We start from the raw sequence: 23,443 nt of genomic DNA, 5'->3' as shown, positions 1-23,443 counted from the left end.
GGCTGGTACGACCGCCTGCGGGCCGACCCTCGCTGGGCGGCGGTGCCCGCCCTGGCGGTGCTGCCCGCCGCCTGCGTCTGCCCGGAGCTGCCCCGGGATCCCTGGGACATCCCCTTCGACGGCTGGATCGATGAGCGCGACTGCCACTTCACACCCGCGGGCCGGCGGAAGGTTGCAAGCTCTTAACGATGGGGCCGCCGTCGGGCCAAGGCCCCGATCGTTTGCCAGGATCTGGGCAGTGCATCCGTGCCGTCCTTGGATTCCATCTCCTCGTCGCTCCAGAACCGTCCCCTGACGGCCGCCGAGCGGGTGATGACCTCCGAGTTCCAGAGCCGTGGCGCCTCCAGCGACGCCCTCTCGATGATGGTCAGTTCGGTCGCCAGGATGGTGCAGGCGGGCAAAAGCAGCGATAGTCGCTGGAAAGCCTCCTGATTCACGGATGAAGCCCCTTCTGTTCACTGGGCTGGTCGGCCTTGCCGCTCTTGTGGCCGCCCCTATCCAGGTCCGCGCCCACGCCATCGAGAGCAGCCTGGAGCGGCTCACCAGCCTCAATGAGTCCCTGGGCCGCTCGGCGGCGGCCCCGGGCCCCGACACCCTGCGTCTGGAGAGCCAGTTCTCCGGCGGCCAGCCGGCCAGCGATGCCGCCGTGCGCATCGTCCCTCCCGATGGCGGCACCCCGATCGAACTGGGGCGCACCGGCGCCGACGGGAGCATCGTCTTCACCCTGCCGCCCCAGGCCAGCAACCAGTGGGAAGTGCAGGTGGATGCAGGCCCGGGGCACCGGGATTACCTCGAACTGCCGGAGGCCGTGGCCACCCCAGCGGGGCCCGCACGGGTGAGCCGCTCCCTTCCCTACCCTCGACTGGAGGGATGGGCCTATCTGCCCCCCCTCGGCGTGCTCGCCGTGGCCGGTCTGGCCGGGATGCTGAGGCTTCGCCGCCCGTCCTGATTCCCTCCTTCCCGTCCATGGCCACCGGCAGTCCCGCTCTCGACCGGATCGTGGAACGGCTGGGGAGCACCAGCGACCCCCGTCGCCGCTACGAGTACGTGCTGTGGCTGGCCAAGAAGCTGGAGCCCTTTCCCGACGACCTGCGCCAGGACGCCTTCAAGGTGAAGGGGTGTGTGTCGCAGGTCTATGTGGTGGGCAGCCTGGAGGGAGGCCGGCTCCACTGGCGCGGCGATTCCGATGCCCAGATCACCAAGGGGCTACTGGCCCTGCTGATCGAGGGGCTGGAGGGCCTGACCCCGGCCGAGGTCACCGGCCTGGATCCCGCCTTCATCGCCGCGACGGGCCTGCAGGCGAGCCTGACGCCCTCGCGGGCCAACGGCTTTCTCAACATCCTGCGCACCATGCAGGGGCAGGCGAGCCAGCTGGATGCCGGTTGATTTCTAGGATGGTGGTTTGTGGGGTTGCAGCCCATGGCCATCGGCATCGGCTTGCTCGGGCTGGGCACGGTGGGGAGCGGGGTGGCGGCGATCCTGGCCAGTCCCCAGGGCCGCCATCCCCTGGTCGCTGAACTGGTGCTCGAACGGGTGGCCGTGCGCGACCCCAGCCGTCCCCGTCCCCTGACCCTGCCCCCGGAGCGCCTCACCACCGACCCGGAGGCCGTGATCGACGATCCGGCGGTGGACATCGTCGTGGAGGTGATGGGGGGGCTGGAGCCCGCCCGCAGCCTGATCCTGCGGGCCATCGCTGCCGGCAAGCCGGTGGTCACGGCCAACAAGGCGGTCATCGCCCGCTACGGCCAGGAGATCGCCGCCGCCGCCGCCGACAAGGGCGTCTATGTGCTGATCGAGGCCGCCGTGGGCGGCGGCATCCCGATCATCGAGCCGATCAAGCAGTCCCTCGGCGGCAACCGCATCCGCCGGGTCAGCGGCATCATCAACGGCACCACCAACTACATCCTCAGCCGCATGGCTGACGAGGGGGCGGCCTACGGCGAGGTGCTGGCCGACGCCCAGCGGCTCGGCTATGCCGAAGCCGACCCCGCCGCCGATGTGGAGGGGGGTGACGCGGCCGACAAGATCGCCATCCTGGCCGGCCTGGCCTACGGCGGCCCGGTGGAACGCGGCGGCATCGCCACCGAAGGCATTGACCGGCTCGACGCCCGCGACGTGGCCTATGCCGCCCAGCTGGGCTTCGTGGTCAAGCTGCTGGCGGTGGCCGAACGGGTGGAGGACGAGGCTGCCGGCGCTGGGAACGGCTACAGCGCCGAACCGCCCGGTGGCGTGGCGCTCGATGTGCGGGTCCATCCCACCCTGCTGCCGAAGCACCATCCCCTGGCGGGGGTGCACGGCGTCAACAACGCGATCCTGGTGGAAGGGGATCCGGTGGGCCAGGTGATGTTCTTCGGTCCCGGCGCCGGAGCCGGGCCCACCGCCTCCGCGGTGGTGGCCGACATCCTCAACATCGCCGGGATCCGCCAGGTGGGCGGCCCCCAGGCCGGCCTCGATCCGCTTCTGGCCGCCAGCAGCTGGCGCCACTGCAGCCTGGTGGATGGCTCCCTGAGCCGCCACCGCAACTACGTCCGGCTGCGCACCCGCGACGAGGCCGGTGTGATCGGACGCATCGGCACCTGCTTCGGTGCCGCCCAGGTGTCGATCCAGTCGATCGTGCAGCTCGACGCCAGGGAGGGGGAGGCGGAGATCGTCGTGATCACCCACGAGGTGCGAGAAGACCACTTCCGCGAGGCCCTCGAGGGCGTAGAGCAGGGCCAGGCCCAGGCTGAGGTCGCCCCGGTCGAAGGATCCCTGGATGGCGGCCCACCACGCATCAGGATCGCTGCCCAGACCGTCGAGCTGCCGCTGGGCCCGCGCCATACGCTCGGCCGGATCCCCCTCCAGCACGATGATGGCGAAGTCGTCCTGGCGGACGCCCAGGGGCCGCAGCAGCAGCACCAGTCGCTGGCCCGGGCGGATCGGGGCCAGGGGCCAGGGGATCGGACCCTCGATGGGCTCGCCGGGGAGGGCCCGCCGCTGCCAGAGCACGTCACCCTCCCGTTCGATCCGCACCTCCTCGAGGGGTTCGGTGCTCAGGATCGTGGGGGCCCCGATCGGGACGGCGGCCACCGCCTCGGCCCGGGCGCTGAGGGCCAGCCTGGGGGTCAGCACGCAGACCGTGGCGGCCTGCAGGCGGGCGGCTCCGGGCAGCACGGCCAGGGCGAGGCCCAGGCCGATCGCCAGGCAGGTCCGGCGCACGGCGGGGAGCAACGGGGTGCTGACCAAGTGGTTGGGATGACGCTAACGGCCGCTGGTGCTCAGGCGGCCTTGTTCACCCGGCCATGCTGAGCAGGTTGAGGCCGTGCAGCCCCTCGACCAGCAGGTAGGCCCCGAGCACCAGGGCAAGGACCCCCACCAGCCACTCGGCCTTGTGCTGCAGCCAGTCCTCCAGGCGCATGATCGGCTCCCGGATCGCCCCGCCGCTCACCAGCCAGGCCAGGGGCGGCAGCAGCAGCAGGGAGCTGGCCATCAGGGTGAACAGCCCCGTCACCTCGGCGTCGGCGGTGAGGCCGGGGTCGTTGAGCAGCAGCAGGCCGGCCTCCTTGAGATAGAAGACCAGGTTCTCCGGGGTGAGCAGGGCGCTGGTGGCACCGATCAGCACCAGGGTGAAGGTGCTGAAGTCGGGCAGCTGGTTCATCAGCCGCAGGGCCATCCCCTCCTCACCGATGTTGGCCTGGGGCGTGAGCTGATACAGCCCCAGACCCACGAGGGCGCCGGCCCCGAGCAGGTCGATCAGCACCTGCTCCCGCTCGCCGTGGCTGAGGCTGATGGCGAAGGCCTCCCCCAGCACCATCAGCAGCACGATGGCCAGGGCATTGGCGGCGGCCCAGCCCGCCACGTAGGCCATGGCCCGCTGCAGCGGCGAACGCCCCAGCAGCAGCAGGGTGACCACCGCAATGTGCAGGGGGCTGAAGGCGATGCCGATCCCGAACAGGGACGACTGGGTGATCAGGGCCGGGGAGAGGAGCGCGGGAGTGCCGAGGCAGACGGGAGACAACAGGGGCGGCAAGCAGACCGTCCGGGCGGCTGGGGTTGCCCATTCTCGGGCATGCATCCGGCGCTCCGCGAGCGGGATCAGGGGTGTGGTGACCCTTTGCCCCTGCCGATTCGGTGGGTAAGTTTGAGCACAACGAGGTGACGGGCTCAAGCCCTTCGGATCCGCTTCTGTGGCGCCTCCCTGGAGTGCCCGTTGCAGCCCGGAGTTCAGGAGGCCTGGATGCATCATTGCTGGTCGGCGTCGAGAAGGGAGCGTTCGCAGCCCAGGCGTTGCAAGACGGCAAAGGGCTTGATCGGCCGGCTGTTGCCCCTCACCCTGGTGTTGCTCTGCGGGGGGTGCGGCCTGAGCCTTCCCAGCGACCACACCCTGGTGGTGTACGTCGAGAGTGAGGTTCTGCGTGACCGGCGACTCGCCGCCCTGAGTCGCCAGGCCAACCGGAGGATCATCGAGGGGTTGAGCGACCGTTTTCGCTTGCTGCGCCCCGATGCCCGCGTGCACATCAGATTCTTGCCGCAAGAGCGCCTTCTGCCCGTCCTGCGGGATCGCGCCCTCCTCGGCCTGGGACCCGATCTGGTGCTCAGCGAATCGACGCTGGCGCGCGCTATCGCCGCGGAGGGCCTGAGTGAGCCCGTCGACCTTGCCGCTATCCGTTCGGAGTTGCCCGACCTGCGGTTCATCGAGGCGTTCAAGGGCCCGCAAGGGCAGGAGGCGATCCCGGTCACCGCCGAGCCCCAGCTGGCCTGCTTTGATCGGCGGCGACTCAAGGTCTCGCCCGACAGCCTGGTGGAATTGTTGCCGAAAGCCGCCGCCGGGCTGCGGGTGGGACTGCCGCTGAAGATCCGGGATCTCTACTGGACCAGCAGTGCCTTCGGCGCTTCCGGGCCCCTGGAACGACTGATGGAGGTGAAGTCTGGAACGGCCACGTTGCCGCTGGGCGATCGAGAGGCCCTCCAGCGCTGGATCGCCTGGCTGGGTGCAGCCAACCTGCTTCAGAATGTCAGCTTTCATGACGCGAACAGCGACCTGGAAAGCCTGCTGAGCCAGGGCAACGTCGATTGGATCAGTTGCAGCAGCCTCTCGATCGGCAAACTCCAGAAGGTGATGGGCCGCTCCCTGGGGGTGGCCCCGCTGCCTGGCCTCCCTGGTGAGCCCGCCGATTTCCTGCTCCGCCTGGTGGTCTTGAGTTTCGGGATTGACTCCACCGAGGCCCAGCGCAACCTGGCCGAGGCGTTTGCCCTGCTGCTGGTGAACGACGTGAGCCAGAAGCAGCTCATGCTGCTGGTGCCGGGGGTGGTTCCGGTGAATCGCAACGTCCCGCTGCCCACCAAGAGTTCGCAGATGTACCGGGCTTTGGCCGAAAGCGTGTCCCACGGCAGGTTGCTCCCTTCGGCCACCGGCGCCGTCGACGCCAACGCCGCTCGCCTGGAAGGCCAGCTGACCCGGCTGATGGCCGGTGAGCTGCGGTCCGACCGGGTGCTGCCGGCCTATCTGATCGGCGGGCAACCATGAGTGAGCTCGTCCTTGCCCTGTCCGCCTGGGTGGCGCTTCTGCTGCGTCCCCAGGTGATCGGCCAGTGGTTGCCGGTTGTCCTGCTCATGCTCGGCTATGGGCTCCTGGTGCGCCGCCGGATGCGGCGGCGGGGCGGCTCGCGGTGGCTGGTGGGCTTCGCCGGCCTCTGCGGCCTGCTTTACCTGCTCGTCTGGGCGCTGGGAGCGTTCGGTCTGCCGATGGGACTGGTGCGGAATCTGGCCTGGATCAACCTCCTCTGGGGGGTGCTGATTCTGCTCAGGCTGCTGCTCAGCAGGACGTGGGGCCTGGGACCCACGGATCGGCTTTACCTGCAGGTGGTGAAGCCGGCCTTTCTGGTGGGGGTCCTGTTGTTTCTCGGCGATCGGCTCAATTCGCTCGATGACGTGGGCGCCATCGGCCTGCTGGAGCTGTTCGGCAGGACCTACACCGTCAGCGATCTGTTGATCGTTCTGCTCTTTCCCTATTTCCTTGTCGTGCTCAGCGGCCTGCTGGTGAACCTCATCCGTGGGCTGCTGCAGACGATCCTCGACGTCTCGGACAGCAGCCTCCAGGTGCTGGCCCTGTTGCTCCGCTACCTGATTGTGGGCCTCGGCTTCCTGTGGCTGTTCAACGTCCTCGGGCTGAGCGGCACCCCGCTGGCGGCATTGGTGGGGGGGCTGTCGGTGGGGCTCGGATTCGGGATCAAGGAGGTGTTCTCCAATTTCGTCAGCGGCGTCTGGCTTCTGTTCGAGGGCTCCGTCCGGCCCGGAGATGTGCTCTTCATCGATGGCGATCCCTGCATGGTGCGCCGCATGGGATTGAGGGCCGCCACGCTGTGGCGCCAGCGCGACAATGCCGAACTGGTGATACCCAACCAGGTGTTCTTCACCAATCAGACCACCACCTATACCGGCACCGATCGCATGCGCCGCGGGCAGGTGGCTGTGTCCGCCGCCTACCGACACGTCCCCAGCGAGGTGATCGCCCTGCTGGAGGCCACCGCTCGTTCCATGCCTCGGGTGCTGAGGGAGCCGGCGCCACGGGCCTACTTGATCAGCTACGGCGATTCCGGCATCAACTACGTGGTGCGCTACGGGATCGCCGATCCCCTGGAGAATCTCGGCATCTCCTCGGATCTGTCCGATGCGGTCTGGAAAGCCTTCGAGGCCTGTGGCATCGAGATCCCCTTTCCCCAGCGGGTGGTTCACCCGGCGGGGGGAGGGAGGTTGGAGGGAAAAGCCCTTGACGAGACTTGAACTCGTGACCTCTCCCTTACCAAGGGAGTGCTCTACCGCTGAGCTACAAGGGCATGTGGAAGGTGGGCCGGGTTGGATTTGAACCAACGTAGGCAGAGCCAGCGGATTTACAGTCCGCCCCCATTAACCACTCGGGCACCGACCCGAACCACACCCTCAGAACTTACCAGCCGACCTTCCCACCCATGCGCCTGCTCGTGCTCCATGGCCCCAACCTCAACCTGCTCGGCCAGCGGGAGCCGGGCCTCTATGGCAGCAGCACCCTGGCGGCCATCGATGCCGCCCTGGAACAGCAGGCCGCGGCGCTGGGGGTGGAGCTCGCCTGCTTCCAGAGCAACCACGAGGGGGGCCTGGTGGACCGCATCCAGCAGGCGGGCGGCCAGGCCGGGAGCCCGGCCTGCGACGGGATCCTGATCAACGCCGCCGCCTACACCCACACCTCGGTGGCGATCCGTGATGCCCTGCTGGCGGTGGCCCTGCCCTTCGTGGAGGTGCACCTCAGCAACACCCACGCCCGGGAACCCTTCCGCCATCGCTCCCTGCTGGCGGATCGGGCCCTGGGGGTCATCTGCGGCTTCGGGCCCACCAGCTACCGCCTCGGCCTCGAGGGCCTGGTGGCCCACTTGCGGGCGGCGGCATGAGCGGCGCCTCCATGCCCGTGGCGGCCGAGGCCCCGCAGGCTTTGGCCACCCGGGTGCGGTGGCTGGCGGCCCCCAGCAGCGTCTCCTGGCTGGAGCAGGCCCTGGCCCACCCGGAGCTGCTGCTGATCGACCATGCCCATTGCGAGCGCAAGGCGGCCGGCGCCGCCCTGCTGGAGCAGTGGCGGGTGCCCCTGGCCGGGCTGGTGCAGGTGGGCGGCGACTGGGAGCCGATGATGCGTCGCCGCGACGGCCTGCCCTGGCTGGGCTGGCTGCCGGACACCGGCGTGGAGAGCGGCGCGGAAAGCGAGGAGGCCGGGGCCGCGATGGCGGCGCTGCAGCAGGTGCTGCGGGGCCGCTGGCGGGTGCTGCAGGCGGCTTAGCGCCTCACTCGCTGCGTTCTTCCTCGCCGTTCTCGCCCTCCTGGGCCTCACCGCCGGCACCGCCTTCCCCGGAGGCGCCGGGTTCCATCTTGACGCCGAGTTCGCGGCACGTGCCGATCGGGTCGACGCCCGGTGCCAGGCCGAGGGCCTTGCGCAGGGCATCGATCTGGCCCACCGACTGGAGGTCGATGGTGCTGGCCACCTGCTGGCAGGCGATCGTCTGCAGGGCCCGGCCATCGGGGCGGCCACAGCCGGCCAGCAGGGCGAGGGCCGCAAGGGCGGCGAGAGGGACAACCCGGGGCATGGGGAGGCCGAACACAATGAACGCCAACGTAAGGGCGCCGGGCTCACTCCCCCAGGGCCTCGGCCACGGCGCGCTGGAACACCGCCTCCTCGGGGGTGATCCCGGTCCACTGCTCGAAGATCTGCATGGCCAGCTGCACCAGCATCTCGACGCCATCCACCACCGAGCAGCCGTGGCGGCGGGCCGTGGCCAGGAACGGGGTGATGCGGGGGTTGGTGATCACGTCCACCACCACGCAGGCCGGATCCACCGTGTCCCAGCGGACGGGCACCGGCTCCAGCTCCGGCGCGCAGCCCAGGTGGGTGGCGTTCATGAGCAGGGTGGTGCCCGCCGGCACCGAAACCTCCCCCTCCCAGGCCTGCCACACCGCCGGCACCCCGGAGGCGCGGGTGACGGTCTCCGCCACCTCCTGGCCCTGCTCCTGCCGCCGGGTGATCAGGGTGAGGTGGGCCGCGCCGGCCCAGGCCATCTCCACCGCCATCGCCCGGCCGGCACCGCCGGCCCCGAGCATCACCACCCGCCGGCCCGCCAGGGGCGCCAGCTTCTCGATCGCCTTCACCACCCCCTTGCCGTCGTTGTTGTGGCCGATCAGGCGGCCCGCCTCGATGGTGAGGTAGTTGGCGGCACCGATGGCCCGCACGTCGTCATCGACGTCATCGAGCAGGGGCAGCACCGCCACCTTGTAGGGCACGGTGATGGCCATGCCGCTGTAGCCCAGGGGCACCAGGGCCCGCACCGCCAGGGCCAGGTCCGCCGTGTTGGCGATGTCGTTCTTCCAGAACTGCCAGCAGAGCCCGTGGTGGGCATACACCGCATCGAACATCCGATCGATCGGGTTCTCGGCCACCGGATGGCCGAGCATGCCGGTCATCTGCTTCTGGGGAGGGATCACGGCGAGCCGGCGGGAGGCCCCAGGGTGGCAGGGGGGAGATGCGGGTGGATCAGGAGGACGGGGTGCTGCCGTTGACCCGGCTGATGCCTGTGAGCCCCATCACCACCGGCGCCTGGATCGGGGTGAGCCGCTGGGCGGCGGCTTCGAGGAAGGCCACCAGGATCGTGATCAGCAGGATGTAGTCGCGCAGGGCGGGATCCAGGGGGCCCTGGGCCGAGGCCGGCTGGGCCGCCAGCACGGATTCCAGGGGCACCCAGAGGGGATTGGCCCGGGCCTCGGCGTAAACGGCAGCCAAGCGTGAACTGTGGGCGGGATCAGCCAGGGAGGCGGACTCCGCTGAATGGGCGAAGGCATTGCGCAGCTTGCGTAGGGCATTCAGGGCCCGCTCGACGGCTGGATCGATCAGCCCCAGACGGCTGGCCAGGGCCACCTTGGCGCCGATGGAGCCCAGGGGACGATCGGGCAGGAACAGCCCATCATTTTTCACCGTTGACGGGGCCATCACGGCCTGCAGGAGATGTTCAAGGGCCGCATCCACGCGGGCGACGCCCACCAGCACCGCTCCACGGCCCCGCTCCTCCAGCATCTGGAGGGCGATGGTTCGGGCGGCCAGGGCTGCGGAGGACCCAGAAGAGAAACTCGACGCCGGGAGGGCCATCAGAGGAGAAAATCCAAACCATCCTGCTCTTTGGCCGCTGAAGCTCCTCTGCAGGGGCAACGACGGGACCGGTGTAACTCTCCTCCATGCAACAGATTCATCGTGAAGATGGCGCTTGATCCTGTTGATGCGCTGGCCGCAAGCTAACGGATTCTCTGAAGGCGCAACGAAGGAGTCAGATCGGCATGCAGCCTGTTCAAGGCACTGAGGCTGATCGTGCGCACACCCCGGTGATTTGGAGCACGGGAGGCCGTCCAGGCGTTGATCGCCGGGCCTCCGTAGACCAGTTCCAGACTTGATCGATGAATGCGCACCACCAGCAAAAGCCCCTTACCGCCATGGATCGGGATGTAGGAGCCCTTGCCACTGGCACGGATCTGAACCAGTTCACCTGCTTCCGTTTCTGCATCAAAGTCTTTGCTGTTTCCCGGGAGAAGCTTGAGCCCAAAAGCATCGGCGGCCAGGTATTCACCCGGCGTGCCGACACAGAAACCGGATGGGGTACAGGGTCTACCATCACATTCCTTACTCAGCTCTTCACAAACCTCGTAGAGCCGATTGAGGAGCTGGTGAATTCGGGTGGGATTGGCCATGGGTGGAAGCGTTGGATTCAGACCGAAGGCTTCCAAGCGGTCGCGATCAAGGAGGAGGGCTTGCCGCTGAAACTCACGACCACCCGCTTCTTGGCGCGGGTGGCGGCCACATGCAGGAGTGAGCGCTCCTGCTGCTCGAACAGAGCTTTCGAGAGCTGGTCGGGGCAGCCATCGATGATGCTTCGCAGGGGAAGTTGATCGTCCGTCAGACCCGGCAGGAAGATCTGGTCGAATTCCAGACCCTTGACGCGATGCATCGTCGCCAGACGCAGCGCAGGATCGCTGGGGTCGTCGGACTCATCGGCGTTGATGACCCGGGTGGCGAAGCCCTCGGCCTCAAGCAAGGCAACGAGCTTCTCGACGGCTTTCCTGGTTCTGGCCGTTACGCACGTGGACGCCAGGGACTGTTGCGCATCACGCAGCTGCCGCAAGGTGCTGACCAAGAAGGCCTGCTCCTCGGCCGGATCATCGAATCCACGCACCAGGGGATGGTCGCCGTGGAGCAGCGAGCGGTAGTCGCTGGCTTGATCACTGCCGCCGTCCAGGTCGTCAAAGTCGAGGCCGTGAAGCACAGCGGTGGCCCAGGCACGGGTTTCCTCGGTGGTGCGGTAGTTGATGCGCAACTTGCGGGCCCTGCCACGGACATCGATGCCACAGCGGCTCAGCACCACCGGCTTGCCGTAGATGCGCTGGTGGGGATCGCCGACGATGAAGAGGTCGTTGGCGCGGGGCTCACCCACCAGGGCGCGCAGCAAGGAAAAGGAGGCCAGGTCGAGATCCTGCGCCTCGTCCACCACCACGGCGGCATAAGGGGGCGGCGGGCCGGCGCGGTTGAGCAGGTCGGCGGCGATCTGCTTCGCTTCCTCCGGTTCCCACAGCCCCCGCTGGCGGAATTCGGCTCGCACCGCATCAAACACGGGCCAGATCTGGGCACGCTGCTGCCGGTTGAGACGGGTGCCGCGTCCGACCCGCCGGGCCATCAGATAGTCGTCGCGGCTGCGGCAGCCCTGGGCGAGCACCACGTCTTTCCACTCCTCGCGGTAGAAGCGCTCATCGAGACCCAGCGCCGTCTCGGCCACATCCATGGCCAGGCTCCAGCAGCTGTCGCGGGCCTCGTCGTTGAACACCCGCACCTGCAGGCCCTGACCCTTGAGAAACGTCATCACCCAGCCATCGAGGTGAATCACCTCCAGGCGCTGCAGTTCCTCAGGGCTGCAGATCTTGGTCAGGTTGGCGCGGATGTCGGTGGCCAGGTTGCGGGTGAAGGTGGTGAACAGCACCCGACCGGCGGCGCCGGATTCGAGCAGCTGATGGGCCAGCCAGCGGGCACGATGCATGGCCGCCACGGTCTTTCCGGTGCCGGCACCACCGAGAACACGCACGGCACCACTCCATTGGCGCTCAACAAGTCGGCGCTGGCTGGGGTGGAGGAACACACGCCAACGCTCCAGCGGAGCAGAGAGCATGGCCTCGAGCACGTCGTCGTCGGTGATGACCAGGAACTCGGCTTTGCTCTCCGGCGTCTCCAGGGCGGCGGCCACATCGGTGGGGTCGATGGCGGTGGGTCGCTGACGTTCCAGCTCGTCGATCACCGCTTCGATCGGCCGGCCATCGGCCAGCAGGATCAGGCCATCGACGCAGTCCTGCGGCACCCACTCGATCAAACGGCTGAGGGTGTCCTCACTGCTCACGGCCCGAACGGCCGGTAGCAGGGCCTCGGGAACACCGAGCAGCATCAACTGGTCGTCGCTGCAGTGGGAGAACAGCGATCCGGCCTGGACAGAGGCCTGCTCCGCCGGCGCCTGGGTCGCCAGGGCCTCGGTGACGGCGGCGGCAATGGCATCCCCCACGGCCATTTCGGCGGCCTCCACATCCACCACCTGCAGCGCGCCGGACACCCTGTTCACGTGGCAGGTGCGGCGCCGGGCCCACTGGTAGGCGTCGTCGTGCTTGTCGATCCAGAGCAGCACGTAGGTGTCGCCCGCTTCGGGGGCGCGCACGATGCAACGGATGTCCTGGTCCACCCGGATCGAGCGGATGAACGGGTCCTTGCCACCCTCGATGCGCTCGTAGTTGAGCCCCGGGCTGCGGGGGTTGTCGCGGAACTTGGAGAGGAAGGTGGCCACCTTGCCGCGTGCCTTCTCCGGCAACTGGCCAAACGCCTTGAAGAAGTCGTTGGAGAGGGCAACGGTGAGACGGGGCTCGCTCATGGCAGGTTCGGGGTGTGAATCAGGACGTTGCGAGCGCCTCGCGGATGGCGGCGGCCGTGCTGCCGGGAGGATCCTCCAACGGCCAGCAACGCCAGCCTGCTGCCGCGAAGGCATCGGCGTCGGTTCGATCCAGCGTCACCGCCAGCCGCTGCTCAGGCCAGGCCAGCTCCGCCTGGGCGAGCACCTCACCACGGGGCCCCTCCAGCTCGAACGCCTGCTCCGGCAGGGGCAGATCCGAGCCCTGCCAGGTTGCCGCCAGCGCCACCAGCAGGGGCTGGGCCTGGGGAGGGGCGTAGCGGCCGAACTCCAGCCAGGTCCGCTGCTGCTCGGCCGCCGCTGCTTCCTGGGCAGCGGGCCCATCGGGCGGGTTCGCTCCCGTGCTGGTGCTCACCCACACCTGGGGCGGATCCACCGCGGCCGGCTCCTCACCACCGCCCCAGCCAGGGGTGGAGAGCAGCAGGTGGGGGAGGAACTGGAAGAGATTGCCCTGGCGCAACCACTCCCGCCAGGTGGCTTGTCTCAGCGGCTCCGGGCCGGCGGCATCGGCCTGGAAGTGAATGGTCCGAAAGCTCGCGGCGGGATGGCGCCGCTCATGCAGGCCCATATCCACCAGGTTGTGGATCTGCAGGCCGGGAGCGGGGTTGAGGTGTTGGCCAACGCGGCGTGGGGACTCAGCGCCTTGCCATTCCTGGATGTGCGGCCTCAGCGCCAAGGCCTCGGCAGGGGCCGTGAGTTCGGGGGAATCGATCGCCAAGGGCGAGGCCTGGGCCAGGCAGAATTGCTGCGCCATGCCCTGCCACAGGGCCTCGGAGGGATTGGCGAGGTACGCCATCAGCAGCTGCAGGCTGCTGGCCAGCTGGGCCTGGCGGGGCATCAGGGGTGGCGGCACGGACAGGTTGTCCAGAAGCCCAGGGGGCCACCAACGCGCGATGAACGTTTCGGGCTTGCTGGCGAAGGCCGGGATCACCCCCACCGCCAGGCCATTGGGATCGAGCGGCAGCTGGGCGGTAGGCAACGCCTCCACCACGTCGTCCCAGCTGAGGGCCCAGAACAGGTAGCGGCCGCTGCGCTGCAGGGCCATGCGCTGCTCGGCATCGGTGGCCAGCCGGCCACGGTGATACTCCCAGCCATCGGTGTAGATGGCGATCGGTTTGCCGCCGGCGGTGGGCGTGAGCAGGAAGTCGGCACGGGAGAAAGCGCCCACCCCTTCGGCTTCGCCGATCGGCACCTGCTGCTCCACCTTCCAACTCACCAGGGCTGGGCTGCCGTTGTGGCCCTGGGCGCTGCTGAAGGTGAGCAGGTAGCCCTTGTTGCCCTTGATGAAGTCGTCCCGCAGGGTGACGGTGACACCAGGCGGAGCGCCCTTGCCCTCCCGCAGCTTCTCGATGAAGCGGAGTTCCAGTTCACTTTCGGCGCGGGTGTTGATCACCACCTCCGAAAGGCTGCTGTCGGTGGGGTGCAGGTCGTCCCAGCGGCGCAGGATCGACTGCAGCTGCTCGATCGCACGGCGCTTGCTGGTGCGTTCACGATCAAAGCGCTGCCGGTACATGAAGATGCAGCGGTAGCAGCCATCGCTGCAGGGGCAGGCCTGCAGGGTCTGCAGCGATTGCTGGAACACCGAGCGCAGATCCTTGCCGCCGGCCTCGATCAGCTGGCGGACATAGCCGGTGCCGCCGGGCACCGAATCAAACAGGTAGAGGAAGGTCTTGCGCTGTTGGCTGCCGGGCTGGGGCTCTTCTCCGAGAGCGGATTGGAGGTGATCCACCTTGCCGCCGAAACGCTGGCGCAGGCCCAGATGCAGGGCACCGATGAAGGAGGGTTGGCCCGCCTCATCCCAGAAGCTGGCGCCGGGAAGCAGGAAACGCAGGGCTTCAGAGTTGAACTCCCGGTACATGAACAGCAGCTGGCGCAGCTGGGCGTCATCGGGCTTGTCGCGGTACTTGCAGGCCCATGTGTGATTGGTGGCCTTGGGCGGGCCGTGCTGCACCTTGCCGCAATCGCGGCAAAGCTCGAAGCCCTTCACCTTGAGGGCCTTGCCGGCGATGGCATGGGTGGCGCCCACCACCGCCTGCTCGCCGAAGTTGATCTCACGGAAGGTGGTGCTGGCCAGGTACTCGGCTCCGAAGGGGAAGTCTTCATCGGCGATGGCCAGCGAGATCTCTCGGCGGCTGTGGTCGGGAACGATCAGCAGTTCGCGGTGGAAGAACAGCGGGTTGCGCTCATCGGAGTCGTCGCCGAAGCGGCTACGGGCGTCCTCGGTGGTGGCCTGCACCTGGCGCAGGCGCGCCATCTCCTTGATCTGGCCGTGATCGGCGTAGCCGCTGTGGCCGCAGCGGGGACACTCCTTGCGGCTGAAGTCGTCGTCGGTCTCGCGACTGGCGTAGGAGCAGGAGGGGCAGAAACGCCAGCGTTCCGGCTTGTTGAGCTTGGGATCGACCTGATCGACCTTGACGCGACGGCCCTGGGCATAGAACTGGCCATCGGGCACCAGCTCGCGAATGGCCACATTGGCGGGGCGCTCGTAGCTCAGCGGCGGCAATTCCTCGCTGCGTCGACCCACACCGCCTCGCCCCTCGCCAGAGCGGCCCGGCAACTTGCGCCAGAGCACGGATTTGAGCGTGACGCCGGCTTCCGGGAAGGCGTAGTTCGGCAGAAAGCCTTCATCGGTGAGCATCGCCAGCAGGGGCCGGCTGTCGAGGTCCTTGCGCAGCTGGTTGTAGGCGAACTGTTCACGGCGGATGGCGTCCTTGGCTTCGCGCTCCTCGGGGGTAAGGCCGTCGTCGGGACGCTCGCAGAGCTTGTTGAAGCGCTCGCGCAGCTTGCGGGCCTCGGCGCCGAGACGCTTGCGCTCGGCCACCAGATCGCGCAGTCGGGCCAGCAGCTCTTCCGCGAAGGGGGCGGCGAAGGGCGCATCGAAGGCGCCCTCTCCGCCGCTAACGGCGGGGGTGAGCAGGAACAGGCCCAGATCGTGGCGGCTGGCGGGCAGCAGCGCCTCGCCGAACAAGGCGCAGAAACGCTCCAGCAGATCGATCTGCTGTGCCTGCACCCAGCCCAGCCAGGTGTAGGGGAACTGCTCAGGGATGGTGCCGGCGCTGGCTTTCTCGACGGCATCGAGCACCGGCTTGAGCTTGCGCGGCACGGCCAGGTGATCGAGGCCACTGGCCACCCAGCGATCGAGGCTGTAGGCGAGCAGCTGGCGGCGCAGGATGGCGGCCGCATCGAGATAACAGCCGGGCGGGGTCACCTGCCCCTGCAGCATCTCGCGCGGATCGGAGAAGAAGTAGAGGTCGTGGGCGGTGCCGGTGACCACGGTGCCCACCATGGCGTTGCCATCGCGGCGGCCGGCGCGGCCGATGCGCTGCAGGTAGTTGGCGGGCTCCGGTGGCACCGACGCCAGCAGCACCGAGGAGAGATCGCCGATGTTGATGCCCATCTCCAGGGTGGAGGTGGCGGAGAGCAGGTTGGGATCGCTGCGGAATTCACCGCGGATGAACTGGGTTTCGAGCCGCTCGCGATCGCCCCGCTCGAGCAGGCCGGTGTGCTCGCGGGCAACGATCCGGTGCACCTCACCGCGCTGATAGAGGCGGCGATAGAGGGGTAGCCCGCCGCGGGCATCAGGCCGGTAACGGCCGGGGCAATGGCCCACCTGGCAGGGCAGGCCATCCCAGAGGCTGAGCTGCTCGCTGGGCACGCTGTGCCTGTCGCCGCAGTGCTCGCAGCGCACCGGGTGGGCCTCACGGCTCACCGTGATCGCTGCCGGCGGGATCGCCCAGATGCGCTCACCGCGCCCACCGCTGACCTGCAGCAGCAGGCCTCCATCGCAAAGCGCGTCCACCACCGCATCGAGAGCTTCCTTCTGCTGCTCGGCGTCGAGGGGGGAGGCTGGGGCAAGGGTGCGGAGCAGCCAGTGCTGGGCCCAGGTGGGACGGCCGGATTCGCGTACCAGCTGCTCGAAGCGCCCCTTGCCACGGAAGCTGGTGAGGAAAATCGGCCGGGTCGAGTTACGTCCGAGACCGGGGAGATACGGGGTCTGATTGAAGGGGTAGGTGTTCTCGCCGCCGCTCTCGAGATACTCGCTGGACTTGCCCTCGCGGCCCACCAGCTCGGGAAGGGCCAGCCCACCGCGCTGGCGCAGGTGCTGCAGGAGGCCCACCACCAACTGCTGCAGCTGGCCAAGGCGGAGGCCCCGCAGGGGCTCGATCTCGTTCTGAAGCAGGTTCTGAAGGCCCGGCAGCAGCTTGTTCACGGCGTCCGGATCCACGGTGGCGGCCAGGGCACCGGCCTGCTCCACTGACGAGCCCAGGCGGGCGCGATAGCCGAACTCCGCCGCCACGTCCCAGCGCAGCCGATCGCAGACGTAGCGCATCAGCGTGCCGCTGGCCTCGAGGGCTGGGGTGAGTTGCTGCTGGAGGGCATCCCACTCGGAGAGCCACTCCAGGTCGTGGGGGATGAAGGTGGCGGCGAAGTCGACGGGGTTGGGGAAGCGCTGCTGCCAGTCGTTGATCACGCGCTCCTGGAGCGCATCGAGCGACAGCGGGCCATCGGCTTGCTGCACCGTGGTGGTGAGGGCGGTGCGGAAGGAGGTGCGGTAGGCCCGGCCGGCGATGAAGCCGGCGCGGTGGGCCGCATCCTGCACGGAGTCGGAGAAGGCCAGCAGCTTCTTGTCGCCGTTGAAGGCGGAGGCGAACAGCGAGGCGCTCCAGGTGCTGGTGAGGTTGGCGGCCGACGAGCCGATCAACAGCAGGCCCTGCTGGGCATTGCAGTAGGGGCAGTCGCGGCTGACGCGCGGGTGGTTGTTGTCGTCGACGGTGCTGCAGTCGGGGATGTCGACCGGCACCAGCTCCCGGCTCTGGCAGGTGGGGCAGACGGGCACGGCACCCGTGGGGGTGGCCTCGGCCAGCTCCTTGGCGGGGTGGAACGACAGGCAGGAGGCACAGAGCTGGTGGCTGCAGCTGTCGGCCCTGGCCGCGGGGCCCTGGGGGAAGAGGTAGCGGAGCTCGGGGGCGCCGGAGAAGAAGGCCTTGTAGAAGGACCGGAGGTTGTTGGCCCGATCCAGCCTGTTGCTGCCGGAATTGATCACGGTGGAGGCCCAGGCGGTGGCGCCGCAGTCGCGGCAATGGACCACCGGCAGGTGCAGGCTGATGTCGCTGCCGGCCAGGTCGTCGGAGTGGCGCAGCTGGGGTTCGGCCTCCACCGAGGCCACCATGCGCTTGAGCTCCCGCAACCAGAGCTGCACGCGCAGGTTGAGCCAGGGCACCACCACCGGCTGGCCATCGAGCCTGGTGGCGGAGCGACGGGCATGGGCCACCAGCGCCAACAGGCTCTCCAGGAGCAACACGCGGTAGCGGCGGGGATAGCGATCGCCCAGGCCCAGCTGGCGGGAGAAACGCTCCAGCAGCTCTTCGATCGAGCAGGTGCCGGCGGCCTGGCGCACCAGGTTGTGCACCGCCGGCAGGGTGCCGAGCTGCCGGCCCAGGGCCAGGCGCCAGCCGTCGTCGTGGACGTTGCCTTCCGGAGGGGGAGGGAGGGTGTCGCCCAGCCAGAGGGCCGCCTGGGTGGCGATGTAGGCGTCTGCTGCAGGGGCGTGTTCGGGGTCGAGCCGATCGACGGCGTCGAGGCCGGGCAGCGGCAAGGCGAACAGGCCGCCATTGTCGGGATCGCCATAGGCGGTGTGGCCGGTGAAGAACTCCTCGGGGCTGAGGCGTTCCTCTTCGATCAGGGCGGCGGACTCGAAACGGCTGGCGAAGATCTGGCCGGCGTAGGTGAGCATCGCTTCACGCGACTCGGGACCGCCGAGGGTGGCGGAGGTGCCGACACACACCAGCTCCTCGCCGGGGCACTGGAGACGATCGCGCAGGCGGCGGATCAGGCAGGCCAGGTCGGTGCCCTGGGCGCCATCGAAGCTGTGGAACTCGTCGACCACCAGGTACCGCAGCACGCTGGTGCCATCGCTCAGGCGGCCGTTGTGCTCCCAAAGGCTCTGCACGTGGGGCTGGATCAGCAGGTAGTCGAGCTGCTTGTAGTTGGTGAGCAGGATGTCGGGCGGAGCTTTGTGCAGGGCGTCCTTGTCGGTGATGACGCCGGTGGCGGTCATCGCCGCGCTGGGCTCATCGTCGGAAGCGCCGATGTAGAGGCCCGCGCGCAGGCCCGCCAGGGCGGGGATGGTGTGGATCAGATCGGCGATGCGCCGGGCCTGGTCGGTGGCCAGGGCATTCATCGGGTAGATCAGGATCGCCTTGATGCCGCGGGTGCCCTGGGCGTCCTGCTGGCGGCAGTGCTCCAGCAGGGGCAGCAGGAAGCACTCGGTCTTGCCTGAGCCGGTGCCGGTGGCCACCAGGGTGTTGCGGGGACTGCCGGGCAACAGCCGATCGAAGGCCTTCTCCTGGTGGCGGTAGGGCGGGAAGGGGAGCGGAATCTGGGGGAACCAGTTGCGGCTGGAGCCCTGGTGAAAGGGCAGCGCCACCGTCACGTAGGGCCCCTTGAACAGGCGCTCGCGATCGTCGAGGAAGCGATCGATCAGCCCCGCGAAACCGGGTGTGGTGGGGTGAAAGGCGGTGCGGATGGCGTCGGCGGCCACCTGCTCCAGCTCGCTGGCGACGACGGAGGGGAGCAAGGCGTGGGGCAGATCTGCCGCTTCAGGCTAGGCGGCATCTCAGTGCTGCCAAGGGTTCTGATTTGATGCAGGCCTTGCATCAAATCAGAACCCCCTGCTCACGGCACGGGCCAGTGACCCTCCACCAGAAACCGCTCCCTGGGGAAGGTGCCCTTCAGCCCTCCTGCGAAGGAAACAGCCGTCACCCCCGCTGCGCTGATCTCCAGAGTCCAGTCCTGGAAATCGAACGTCGTGCTGCTGAAGGCATAGGGCGTAAGGACCCCCACCACAGGAGGTGTCAAGGGAGAGCGGGCCGACGGCACCTCGAAGGCCTGAACGCCGCGCTCACGCATGGCATCGCCGCAGCGCTGGCTGGTTGCGTAGCTACTGGGATCCGTGATGGCAGCGAGGACCTCGGGTGTGAGGTGCTTTTGCAGCGACAGGCCGCGGTCCGCCGTGATCTCTACCGAGAAAGCAGTTTGCAGACGCTGAAGGCGGGCACCCTCAGGCAGCGGCGAATCTTCCAGCATCCGCAGGGCATGGAAGGAGCGCTCGGCCAGAGCCGTTTCCAGGGCTCGCGCCCCATAGAAGAGATGGCGCTGGTGAGCGCGCCCAAAGCGAGATCCACTGATCAGGGGCGGATAGCGAAAGGGTGTCAGCAACAGCGGATGCGACGGCATCGGCCGGCCTTCGGAAGCCTCAGGCCAGTCGCAGGGAATCGGCGGCTTCACCGTGTCGATCAGCTGCTCCAGGCGTGCCTGTTCCAGGAGCCCATCCACCAGATCAGCGGTGCCGCTTTCGCCCTGTCGATCGGTGATGCGAACCACTGCCCCCGTAAGAGGGACCAAGGGAGCCGCTTGGCAATCAGCCGCGGAGGGCATCGAGGTAGCTGACAACGCGGGTGAGGCCTTCCACGCGCGCCATCAACTGACGCGGCGGCTGTTCGCCGAAGTGGCGGTTGGGCTGCTCCATCCAGTGGCGCATCAGGGCCTGATCGCCACCCATCAGGGCATGCAGGCTGCGATAGACCCGCACGAACAGCAGCGCCAGCTCGCCTTCCTTGGTCTTGGGATCCAGCCCCGTGCGTTCAATGCTGGTGCGGTGCTTGCCCACCACGGCGCTCAGCTCGTCGCGCGTGAGGCCCAGGGCCTGGGCCGCACGACTGCAGGCCTCGGCCACCAACTGGGCATCGGACTTGACGAGCGGCTCCTGGGGGAGCGGAGCCAGGGCAGGAGGCATCGGAGGACCTTGGCTGGTCGTGCAGATGCACGCATTATTGCCAAGATCGTGCGTTTATGCAATTCGCCGGGCCGGCCTGGGTCGGATTGGCCGCTGATCTGCCGAATGGCATGGGCGCTGTTCATGGTGTGGCGGGCAGATCCAGTCGCTCACCGGTGCGACCGACAGCCACCCAGCGGCGGCAACCACCGAGGCGACGGTTGAGCTGCTGAGCGCCATCACTCCGAAAAGATCTGCCTCCACTCTTCATCTGGCAGTTGCCCCCGCAACTGATCCTTTAGCTCGGTATAAAGCTTTGCATCTTGCTGAGCAACTGAACGTGCCATAGCCTTGGCCATCGCAATGTCTTTATTTGCAGCGTAAACAGCAATCTTGTCTCGAATGATCCTTGGAGCACCGTGCTTGCTGGAAAGAATGTCTTTCAAGATAGTGGCACCCAGGATCTGGCCAACAACAACAGGATTGATCCCCCACATCGCTCATCTCAGGAATTGATGAACTCGGAAAACGCCCCAGAGTCTCGCGAGCGAGTTGCAAATAGGTCAAAGAGGCTGCGGATCATCTCGCGGTACATGGCCTTGGTTTCTTCATCGCCTCCATCGCTCTTGGACAGTTCCGTGAGCCCCTGGACCAGGGAGGCAAAGTTCTGACTGTTGATCTGGAGTTCAGCGCAGCGCGACTGAAGAGCTGCCTGGAAAGCCTGCTTTTTGGTTCGCAGGGCGTAGACCTCCCTGAGGCCATCAATAATCACGGGAAGGTTGTCGATCAGCCCCTTAGCGATTAGGGCCTCGGACGTCACGGGTTCACTTGGCATCATGGAAGAGTCGGTCATGTCTAGATCGTTGCAATTGGGCATTCGTAGAGGCAATTAGTCCGCTTTGGTCACGATGTCAACCAGTTTCTTGACGCCCCAGATTGAGACAGCGGCGATGGCCGGAACAACGAGGACTGTGCCCGCTAGCATCCCACCGCCAACCAGCGCACCTAGGGCTGCGAGACCGGAGGTGATGCCAGCGGCGCTGAGGCCGAACACAGAACCGGAGGCGGCAACTGCCGCGATGGGAACACCAGCTCCGGCCAGATTCGCCGCGGATTCCTTGATGAAGTTGTTAAATGAATCGGAATCACTGGGAGTATTCCGAAGCTGCCAGAGGCCAAACTGAACTTGCTTGATAGCCATGGTCTGCTCGTGTTCAACCCCCAGACTCCGGCCAATTTCAATGACGTAATCCTGTTCTTCAACCGATATGTAGTTGTTGGCCAGAGCCATGATAAACAAATCGGTGATCAGCGTGAAGCGCAGATCGGAATCAGACAGAGCCTGGATGCCAGCAATGATGGCCTCTCTGTGTGAGTCACTCAGGTCATAGACGGCGGCATATACGCGCGCCTTGCCTTGATCGGAGATCTCAAGCGCGTTCATCTGCTGTTCAAGCTGATTGCGTTCCTGCTCATCGAATTGACGATCGACATAGCAGAGCTCTCCCAGCAGGGAGACATAGGCAATCCGGGCTTCTTCTGGATAGTTGAGGATCGGATGAGAGGCTTGTTCTGTCATGAGTTTTGCCTGGCGTAGAGATGAAGATGATGAAAACAAGATATTCAGTCCTGTAGCAGTTCTACCCATCCAATGGATAGATCATGCCTGTCTCTTCACCGATTGCGGATGTGATCAGCTCCAGCCGCTGCTGCAGGAACTGCTCGAAGGCGTCGGTCCAAAGTCCCGACTCGCTCCCATGGGGAATCAAGTGGCTGCCGAGCACCGTCGCCATGGGGAAACCCAGCTCATCGCACAACTCCGCCATGTAGTCGGATGGGGCGCGACAGCTGATGCGCTGATTGGTTTGTCTGTCAATCAGGCAGCGGTTGACTACGCAGTCGCGAGGACGGGATTCAATGCCGCGGTCTTCCAGGTATTTTGCTGGGAAGATGTGATGATCGTCGATGCCGCTGCTGACCAGGAGTTGGTCGTTCAGCACGGCACGGCTGTGAAAGTCGAGCGGGCGATCACCGCTGGCGAGGATCAGGCAGATGGTGGCGCGGTAGAGGGAGCGCTGCCTGGGGGTGACATCGCGCAGCTGCTCGGGGTTGAAGTGGAAACTGCGCACGTTTTCGGGAGCCGGTGCGGCTGAGTCCCTGAGCCAGGGGATCAGCTCTCCCACATCACGGCTGCTCTGGGTGTTGGGGGAGCTTTCGTAGGCCTGGCTGAACACCGAGCACCAGAACCAACGCTTGATCTGCTCGCGCTGGGCACCAACTGCAACGCCCCTGGTGGCGCCAGCTCGTGCGAGGGCCGCAGCCATGGGAGCGAGCATGGTGTTGAACGGCAACCAGCGTGGCTCAAGCACCCAGCAGTCGTCGTGCAGGATCGTGAGGGAGAGCGCCAGGGCCTCAATCACCGGCTGCCACCACTGGGTGACGGTGTCGGCGGTGAGATTAAGCACATCGCCGCGCTTGCAGCTCGGAGTGTTGCCGCCGGCCAGGGCAATGGCCATCAGCACGTAGTAGGGATCCACATCGAAGTGGGCGATCAGCGGGTGATCGCTGCGGGCCTGCTCCCAGAGCTCGCGCAGCTTGAGGTCTTGACTCCAGAAACGGGCGGTGAGTAGCTCAAACACGCTGAGCTTCACGCCGGTGCGGTTCAGCGTCTCGAAGATCGTGCAAAGAGCCGCCGGCTCGGTATCGGCGGACAGGGTGACAACGGGGAAGACGTATTGATCAATGCGGTTGATCCACTGGGCCTCCAACTCCTGCAGCTGGTCTTCCAGCTGGTCGCGCTCTGCGCCCTGACGGGTGCGGGCCACCTGGGAGGCCCACTTGGAGAAACCGGTGCTGCCCTTATGAAGCATGGAGAGGGGCATGAGCAGCTGCTCGGCTTGCCACTCAATGGCCTCTCGCTTGGCTACGGCACCTTTGGTTCGCCGTAAGTAGTCAATGGCGTCCTCAAAATCCTCCCCGTCGATCAGGGCGCGGATGTCGAGGTAATAGCGGTGATCGCCGACGCCGTAGAAGGCTTGATACAGCGAGGTGAGCCGCTGCTGGCCGTGTCAAGCGACATCCGGAATTGGTCCTCCGGCGACATGAAATCTGGCCCACCCTGTGAGGCTGTAGCCCCGGCTTGTTGACGCCGTAGCCGGCGCCGGTTGGTCTTGCTCATCAGTCCATTGGGATG

The 23,443-nt window shown here is 67.1% G+C and carries 18 protein-coding genes, 2 tRNA genes and 4 pseudogenes; 9 read left to right on the top strand and 15 right to left on the bottom strand.

Annotated features, from left to right (window positions below):
* The 5 genes and pseudogenes from VB737_RS09440 to VB737_RS09420 form a co-directional block, all read left to right on the top strand.
* Positions 1 to 186, top strand: a pseudogene (locus tag VB737_RS09440) (5-formyltetrahydrofolate cyclo-ligase); the annotation flags it as partial.
* Positions 187 to 255: 69 nt separating this feature from the next.
* Positions 256 to 432: a hypothetical protein gene (locus tag VB737_RS09435; RefSeq protein ID WP_500312580.1), complete on the top strand. Its 177-nt coding sequence runs from the start codon at positions 256 to 258 to the stop codon at positions 430 to 432.
* 7 nt (positions 433 to 439) lie between these two features.
* Positions 440 to 949 carry a hypothetical protein gene (locus tag VB737_RS09430; protein WP_500312579.1) on the top strand — a complete coding sequence of 170 codons (510 nt, stop codon included), beginning with the start codon at positions 440 to 442 and terminating at the stop codon, positions 947 to 949.
* A gap of 17 nt (positions 950 to 966) precedes the next feature.
* Positions 967 to 1,386, top strand: coding sequence for a SufE family protein (locus VB737_RS09425; protein WP_500312578.1), 420 nt, complete (start codon positions 967 to 969; stop codon positions 1,384 to 1,386).
* A 33-nt stretch (positions 1,387 to 1,419) separates the two neighbouring features.
* A pseudogene (locus VB737_RS09420) lies at positions 1,420 to 2,706 on the top strand (homoserine dehydrogenase); the annotation flags it as partial.
* A gap of 565 nt (positions 2,707 to 3,271) precedes the next feature.
* Here VB737_RS09420 and VB737_RS09415 read toward each other — a convergent pair.
* On the bottom strand, positions 3,272 to 4,009 hold the full coding sequence (locus VB737_RS09415; RefSeq protein WP_500312577.1) for a GAP family protein: 738 nt from the start codon (positions 4,007 to 4,009) through the stop codon (positions 3,272 to 3,274).
* A gap of 291 nt (positions 4,010 to 4,300) precedes the next feature.
* Here VB737_RS09415 and VB737_RS09410 point away from each other — a divergent pair, with 291 nt between their 5' ends.
* Both VB737_RS09410 and VB737_RS09405 read left to right on the top strand, forming a co-directional pair.
* Positions 4,301 to 5,506 (top strand): extracellular solute-binding protein, encoded by a 1,206-nt coding sequence (locus VB737_RS09410; RefSeq protein ID WP_500312576.1) that lies wholly within the window; start codon positions 4,301 to 4,303, stop codon positions 5,504 to 5,506.
* A complete protein-coding gene (locus VB737_RS09405) occupies positions 5,503 to 6,762 on the top strand; it encodes a mechanosensitive ion channel family protein (protein WP_500312575.1) in 1,260 nt (419 codons plus the stop codon). The genes VB737_RS09410 and VB737_RS09405 overlap by 4 nt, the downstream gene beginning before the upstream one ends.
* Here the strand turns inward: VB737_RS09405 and VB737_RS09400 are convergent.
* Positions 6,744 to 6,815, bottom strand: a tRNA-Thr gene (locus VB737_RS09400). The two genes, VB737_RS09405 and VB737_RS09400, sit on opposite strands and share 19 nt — an antisense overlap.
* A gap of 10 nt (positions 6,816 to 6,825) precedes the next feature.
* A tRNA-Tyr gene (locus VB737_RS09395) sits at positions 6,826 to 6,907 on the bottom strand.
* A gap of 40 nt (positions 6,908 to 6,947) precedes the next feature.
* Between VB737_RS09395 and aroQ the strand changes: the two genes are divergently transcribed.
* Positions 6,948 to 7,403 carry a type II 3-dehydroquinate dehydratase gene (gene aroQ / locus VB737_RS09390; protein ID WP_500312574.1) on the top strand — a complete coding sequence of 152 codons (456 nt, stop codon included), beginning with the start codon at positions 6,948 to 6,950 and terminating at the stop codon, positions 7,401 to 7,403.
* A gap of 11 nt (positions 7,404 to 7,414) precedes the next feature.
* Positions 7,415 to 7,594 (top strand): annotated as a pseudogene (gene miaE / locus VB737_RS09385) (tRNA isopentenyl-2-thiomethyl-A-37 hydroxylase MiaE); the annotation flags it as partial.
* Between the two features lie 193 nt (positions 7,595 to 7,787).
* On the opposite strand, the gene VB737_RS09380 reads toward miaE, so the two are convergent.
* The 12 genes and pseudogenes from VB737_RS09380 to VB737_RS09325 all read right to left on the bottom strand — a co-directional run.
* Entirely contained in the window at positions 7,788 to 8,087 is a 300-nt protein-coding gene (locus tag VB737_RS09380; protein WP_500312573.1) for a hypothetical protein, read from the bottom strand.
* A 43-nt stretch (positions 8,088 to 8,130) separates the two neighbouring features.
* Entirely contained in the window at positions 8,131 to 8,979 is an 849-nt protein-coding gene (locus VB737_RS09375; protein ID WP_500312572.1) for a shikimate dehydrogenase family protein, read from the bottom strand.
* Positions 8,980 to 9,028: 49 nt separating this feature from the next.
* Complete coding sequence (locus VB737_RS09370; protein WP_500312571.1) at positions 9,029 to 9,637, bottom strand: hypothetical protein; 609 nt, start codon at positions 9,635 to 9,637, stop codon at positions 9,029 to 9,031.
* A gap of 143 nt (positions 9,638 to 9,780) precedes the next feature.
* Positions 9,781 to 10,230: a DUF6998 domain-containing protein gene (locus VB737_RS09365; RefSeq protein ID WP_500312570.1), complete on the bottom strand. Its 450-nt coding sequence runs from the start codon at positions 10,228 to 10,230 to the stop codon at positions 9,781 to 9,783.
* 17 nt (positions 10,231 to 10,247) lie between these two features.
* The gene (locus VB737_RS09360) at positions 10,248 to 12,440 is read right to left on the bottom strand and encodes a 3'-5' exonuclease (RefSeq protein WP_500312569.1); all 2,193 of its coding nucleotides are present in this window, start codon (positions 12,438 to 12,440) and stop codon (positions 10,248 to 10,250) included.
* Between the two features lie 19 nt (positions 12,441 to 12,459).
* Entirely contained in the window at positions 12,460 to 19,053 is a 6,594-nt protein-coding gene (locus VB737_RS09355; protein WP_500312568.1) for a DEAD/DEAH box helicase, read from the bottom strand.
* A 98-nt stretch (positions 19,054 to 19,151) separates the two neighbouring features.
* The gene (locus VB737_RS09350; protein WP_500312567.1) at positions 19,152 to 19,859 is read right to left on the bottom strand and encodes an RES family NAD+ phosphorylase; all 708 of its coding nucleotides are present in this window, start codon (positions 19,857 to 19,859) and stop codon (positions 19,152 to 19,154) included.
* 37 nt (positions 19,860 to 19,896) lie between these two features.
* On the bottom strand, positions 19,897 to 20,271 hold the full coding sequence (locus tag VB737_RS09345; RefSeq protein WP_500312566.1) for an antitoxin Xre/MbcA/ParS toxin-binding domain-containing protein: 375 nt from the start codon (positions 20,269 to 20,271) through the stop codon (positions 19,897 to 19,899).
* A gap of 218 nt (positions 20,272 to 20,489) precedes the next feature.
* Positions 20,490 to 20,747 carry a hypothetical protein gene (locus tag VB737_RS09340; RefSeq protein WP_500312565.1) on the bottom strand — a complete coding sequence of 86 codons (258 nt, stop codon included), beginning with the start codon at positions 20,745 to 20,747 and terminating at the stop codon, positions 20,490 to 20,492.
* 8 nt (positions 20,748 to 20,755) lie between these two features.
* Complete coding sequence (locus VB737_RS09335; RefSeq protein ID WP_500312564.1) at positions 20,756 to 21,103, bottom strand: hypothetical protein; 348 nt, start codon at positions 21,101 to 21,103, stop codon at positions 20,756 to 20,758.
* Positions 21,104 to 21,139: 36 nt separating this feature from the next.
* Complete coding sequence (locus VB737_RS09330; RefSeq protein WP_500312563.1) at positions 21,140 to 21,829, bottom strand: tellurite resistance TerB family protein; 690 nt, start codon at positions 21,827 to 21,829, stop codon at positions 21,140 to 21,142.
* A gap of 61 nt (positions 21,830 to 21,890) precedes the next feature.
* Positions 21,891 to 23,303, bottom strand: a pseudogene (locus VB737_RS09325) (hypothetical protein); the annotation flags it as partial.
* Between the last annotated feature and the right edge of the window lie 140 nt (positions 23,304 to 23,443).

Origin of the sequence: Synechococcus sp. BA-120 BA3, from assembly GCF_034931285.1 — a bacterium.
Taxonomy (GTDB): Bacteria; Cyanobacteriota; Cyanobacteriia; order PCC-6307; family Cyanobiaceae; genus Cyanobium.
This window is presented reverse-complemented; position numbering and strand designations above follow the sequence as displayed.

Bases quoted from the DNA above. Each gene is read 5' to 3' on its own strand.
- VB737_RS09405 (WP_500312575.1), top strand. From the start codon at position 5,503: ATGAGTGAGCTCGTCCTTGCCCTGTCCGCCTGGGTGGCGCTTCTGCTG.
- VB737_RS09380 (WP_500312573.1), bottom strand. From the start codon at position 8,087: ATGCCCCGGGTTGTCCCTCTCGCCGCCCTTGCGGCCCTCGCCCTGCTG.
- VB737_RS09370 (WP_500312571.1), bottom strand. From the start codon at position 9,637: ATGGCCCTCCCGGCGTCGAGTTTCTCTTCTGGGTCCTCCGCAGCCCTG.
- VB737_RS09360 (WP_500312569.1), bottom strand. From the start codon at position 12,440: ATGAGCGAGCCCCGTCTCACCGTTGCCCTCTCCAACGACTTCTTCAAG.
- VB737_RS09335 (WP_500312564.1), bottom strand. From the start codon at position 21,103: ATGACCGACTCTTCCATGATGCCAAGTGAACCCGTGACGTCCGAGGCC.
- VB737_RS09425 (WP_500312578.1), top strand. From the start codon at position 967: ATGGCCACCGGCAGTCCCGCTCTCGACCGGATCGTGGAACGGCTGGGG.
- VB737_RS09430 (WP_500312579.1), top strand. From the start codon at position 440: ATGAAGCCCCTTCTGTTCACTGGGCTGGTCGGCCTTGCCGCTCTTGTG.
- VB737_RS09365 (WP_500312570.1), bottom strand. From the start codon at position 10,230: ATGGCCAATCCCACCCGAATTCACCAGCTCCTCAATCGGCTCTACGAG.
- aroQ (WP_500312574.1), top strand. From the start codon at position 6,948: ATGCGCCTGCTCGTGCTCCATGGCCCCAACCTCAACCTGCTCGGCCAG.
- VB737_RS09345 (WP_500312566.1), bottom strand. From the start codon at position 20,271: ATGCCTCCTGCCCTGGCTCCGCTCCCCCAGGAGCCGCTCGTCAAGTCC.
- VB737_RS09330 (WP_500312563.1), bottom strand. From the start codon at position 21,829: ATGACAGAACAAGCCTCTCATCCGATCCTCAACTATCCAGAAGAAGCC.
- VB737_RS09340 (WP_500312565.1), bottom strand. From the start codon at position 20,747: ATGTGGGGGATCAATCCTGTTGTTGTTGGCCAGATCCTGGGTGCCACT.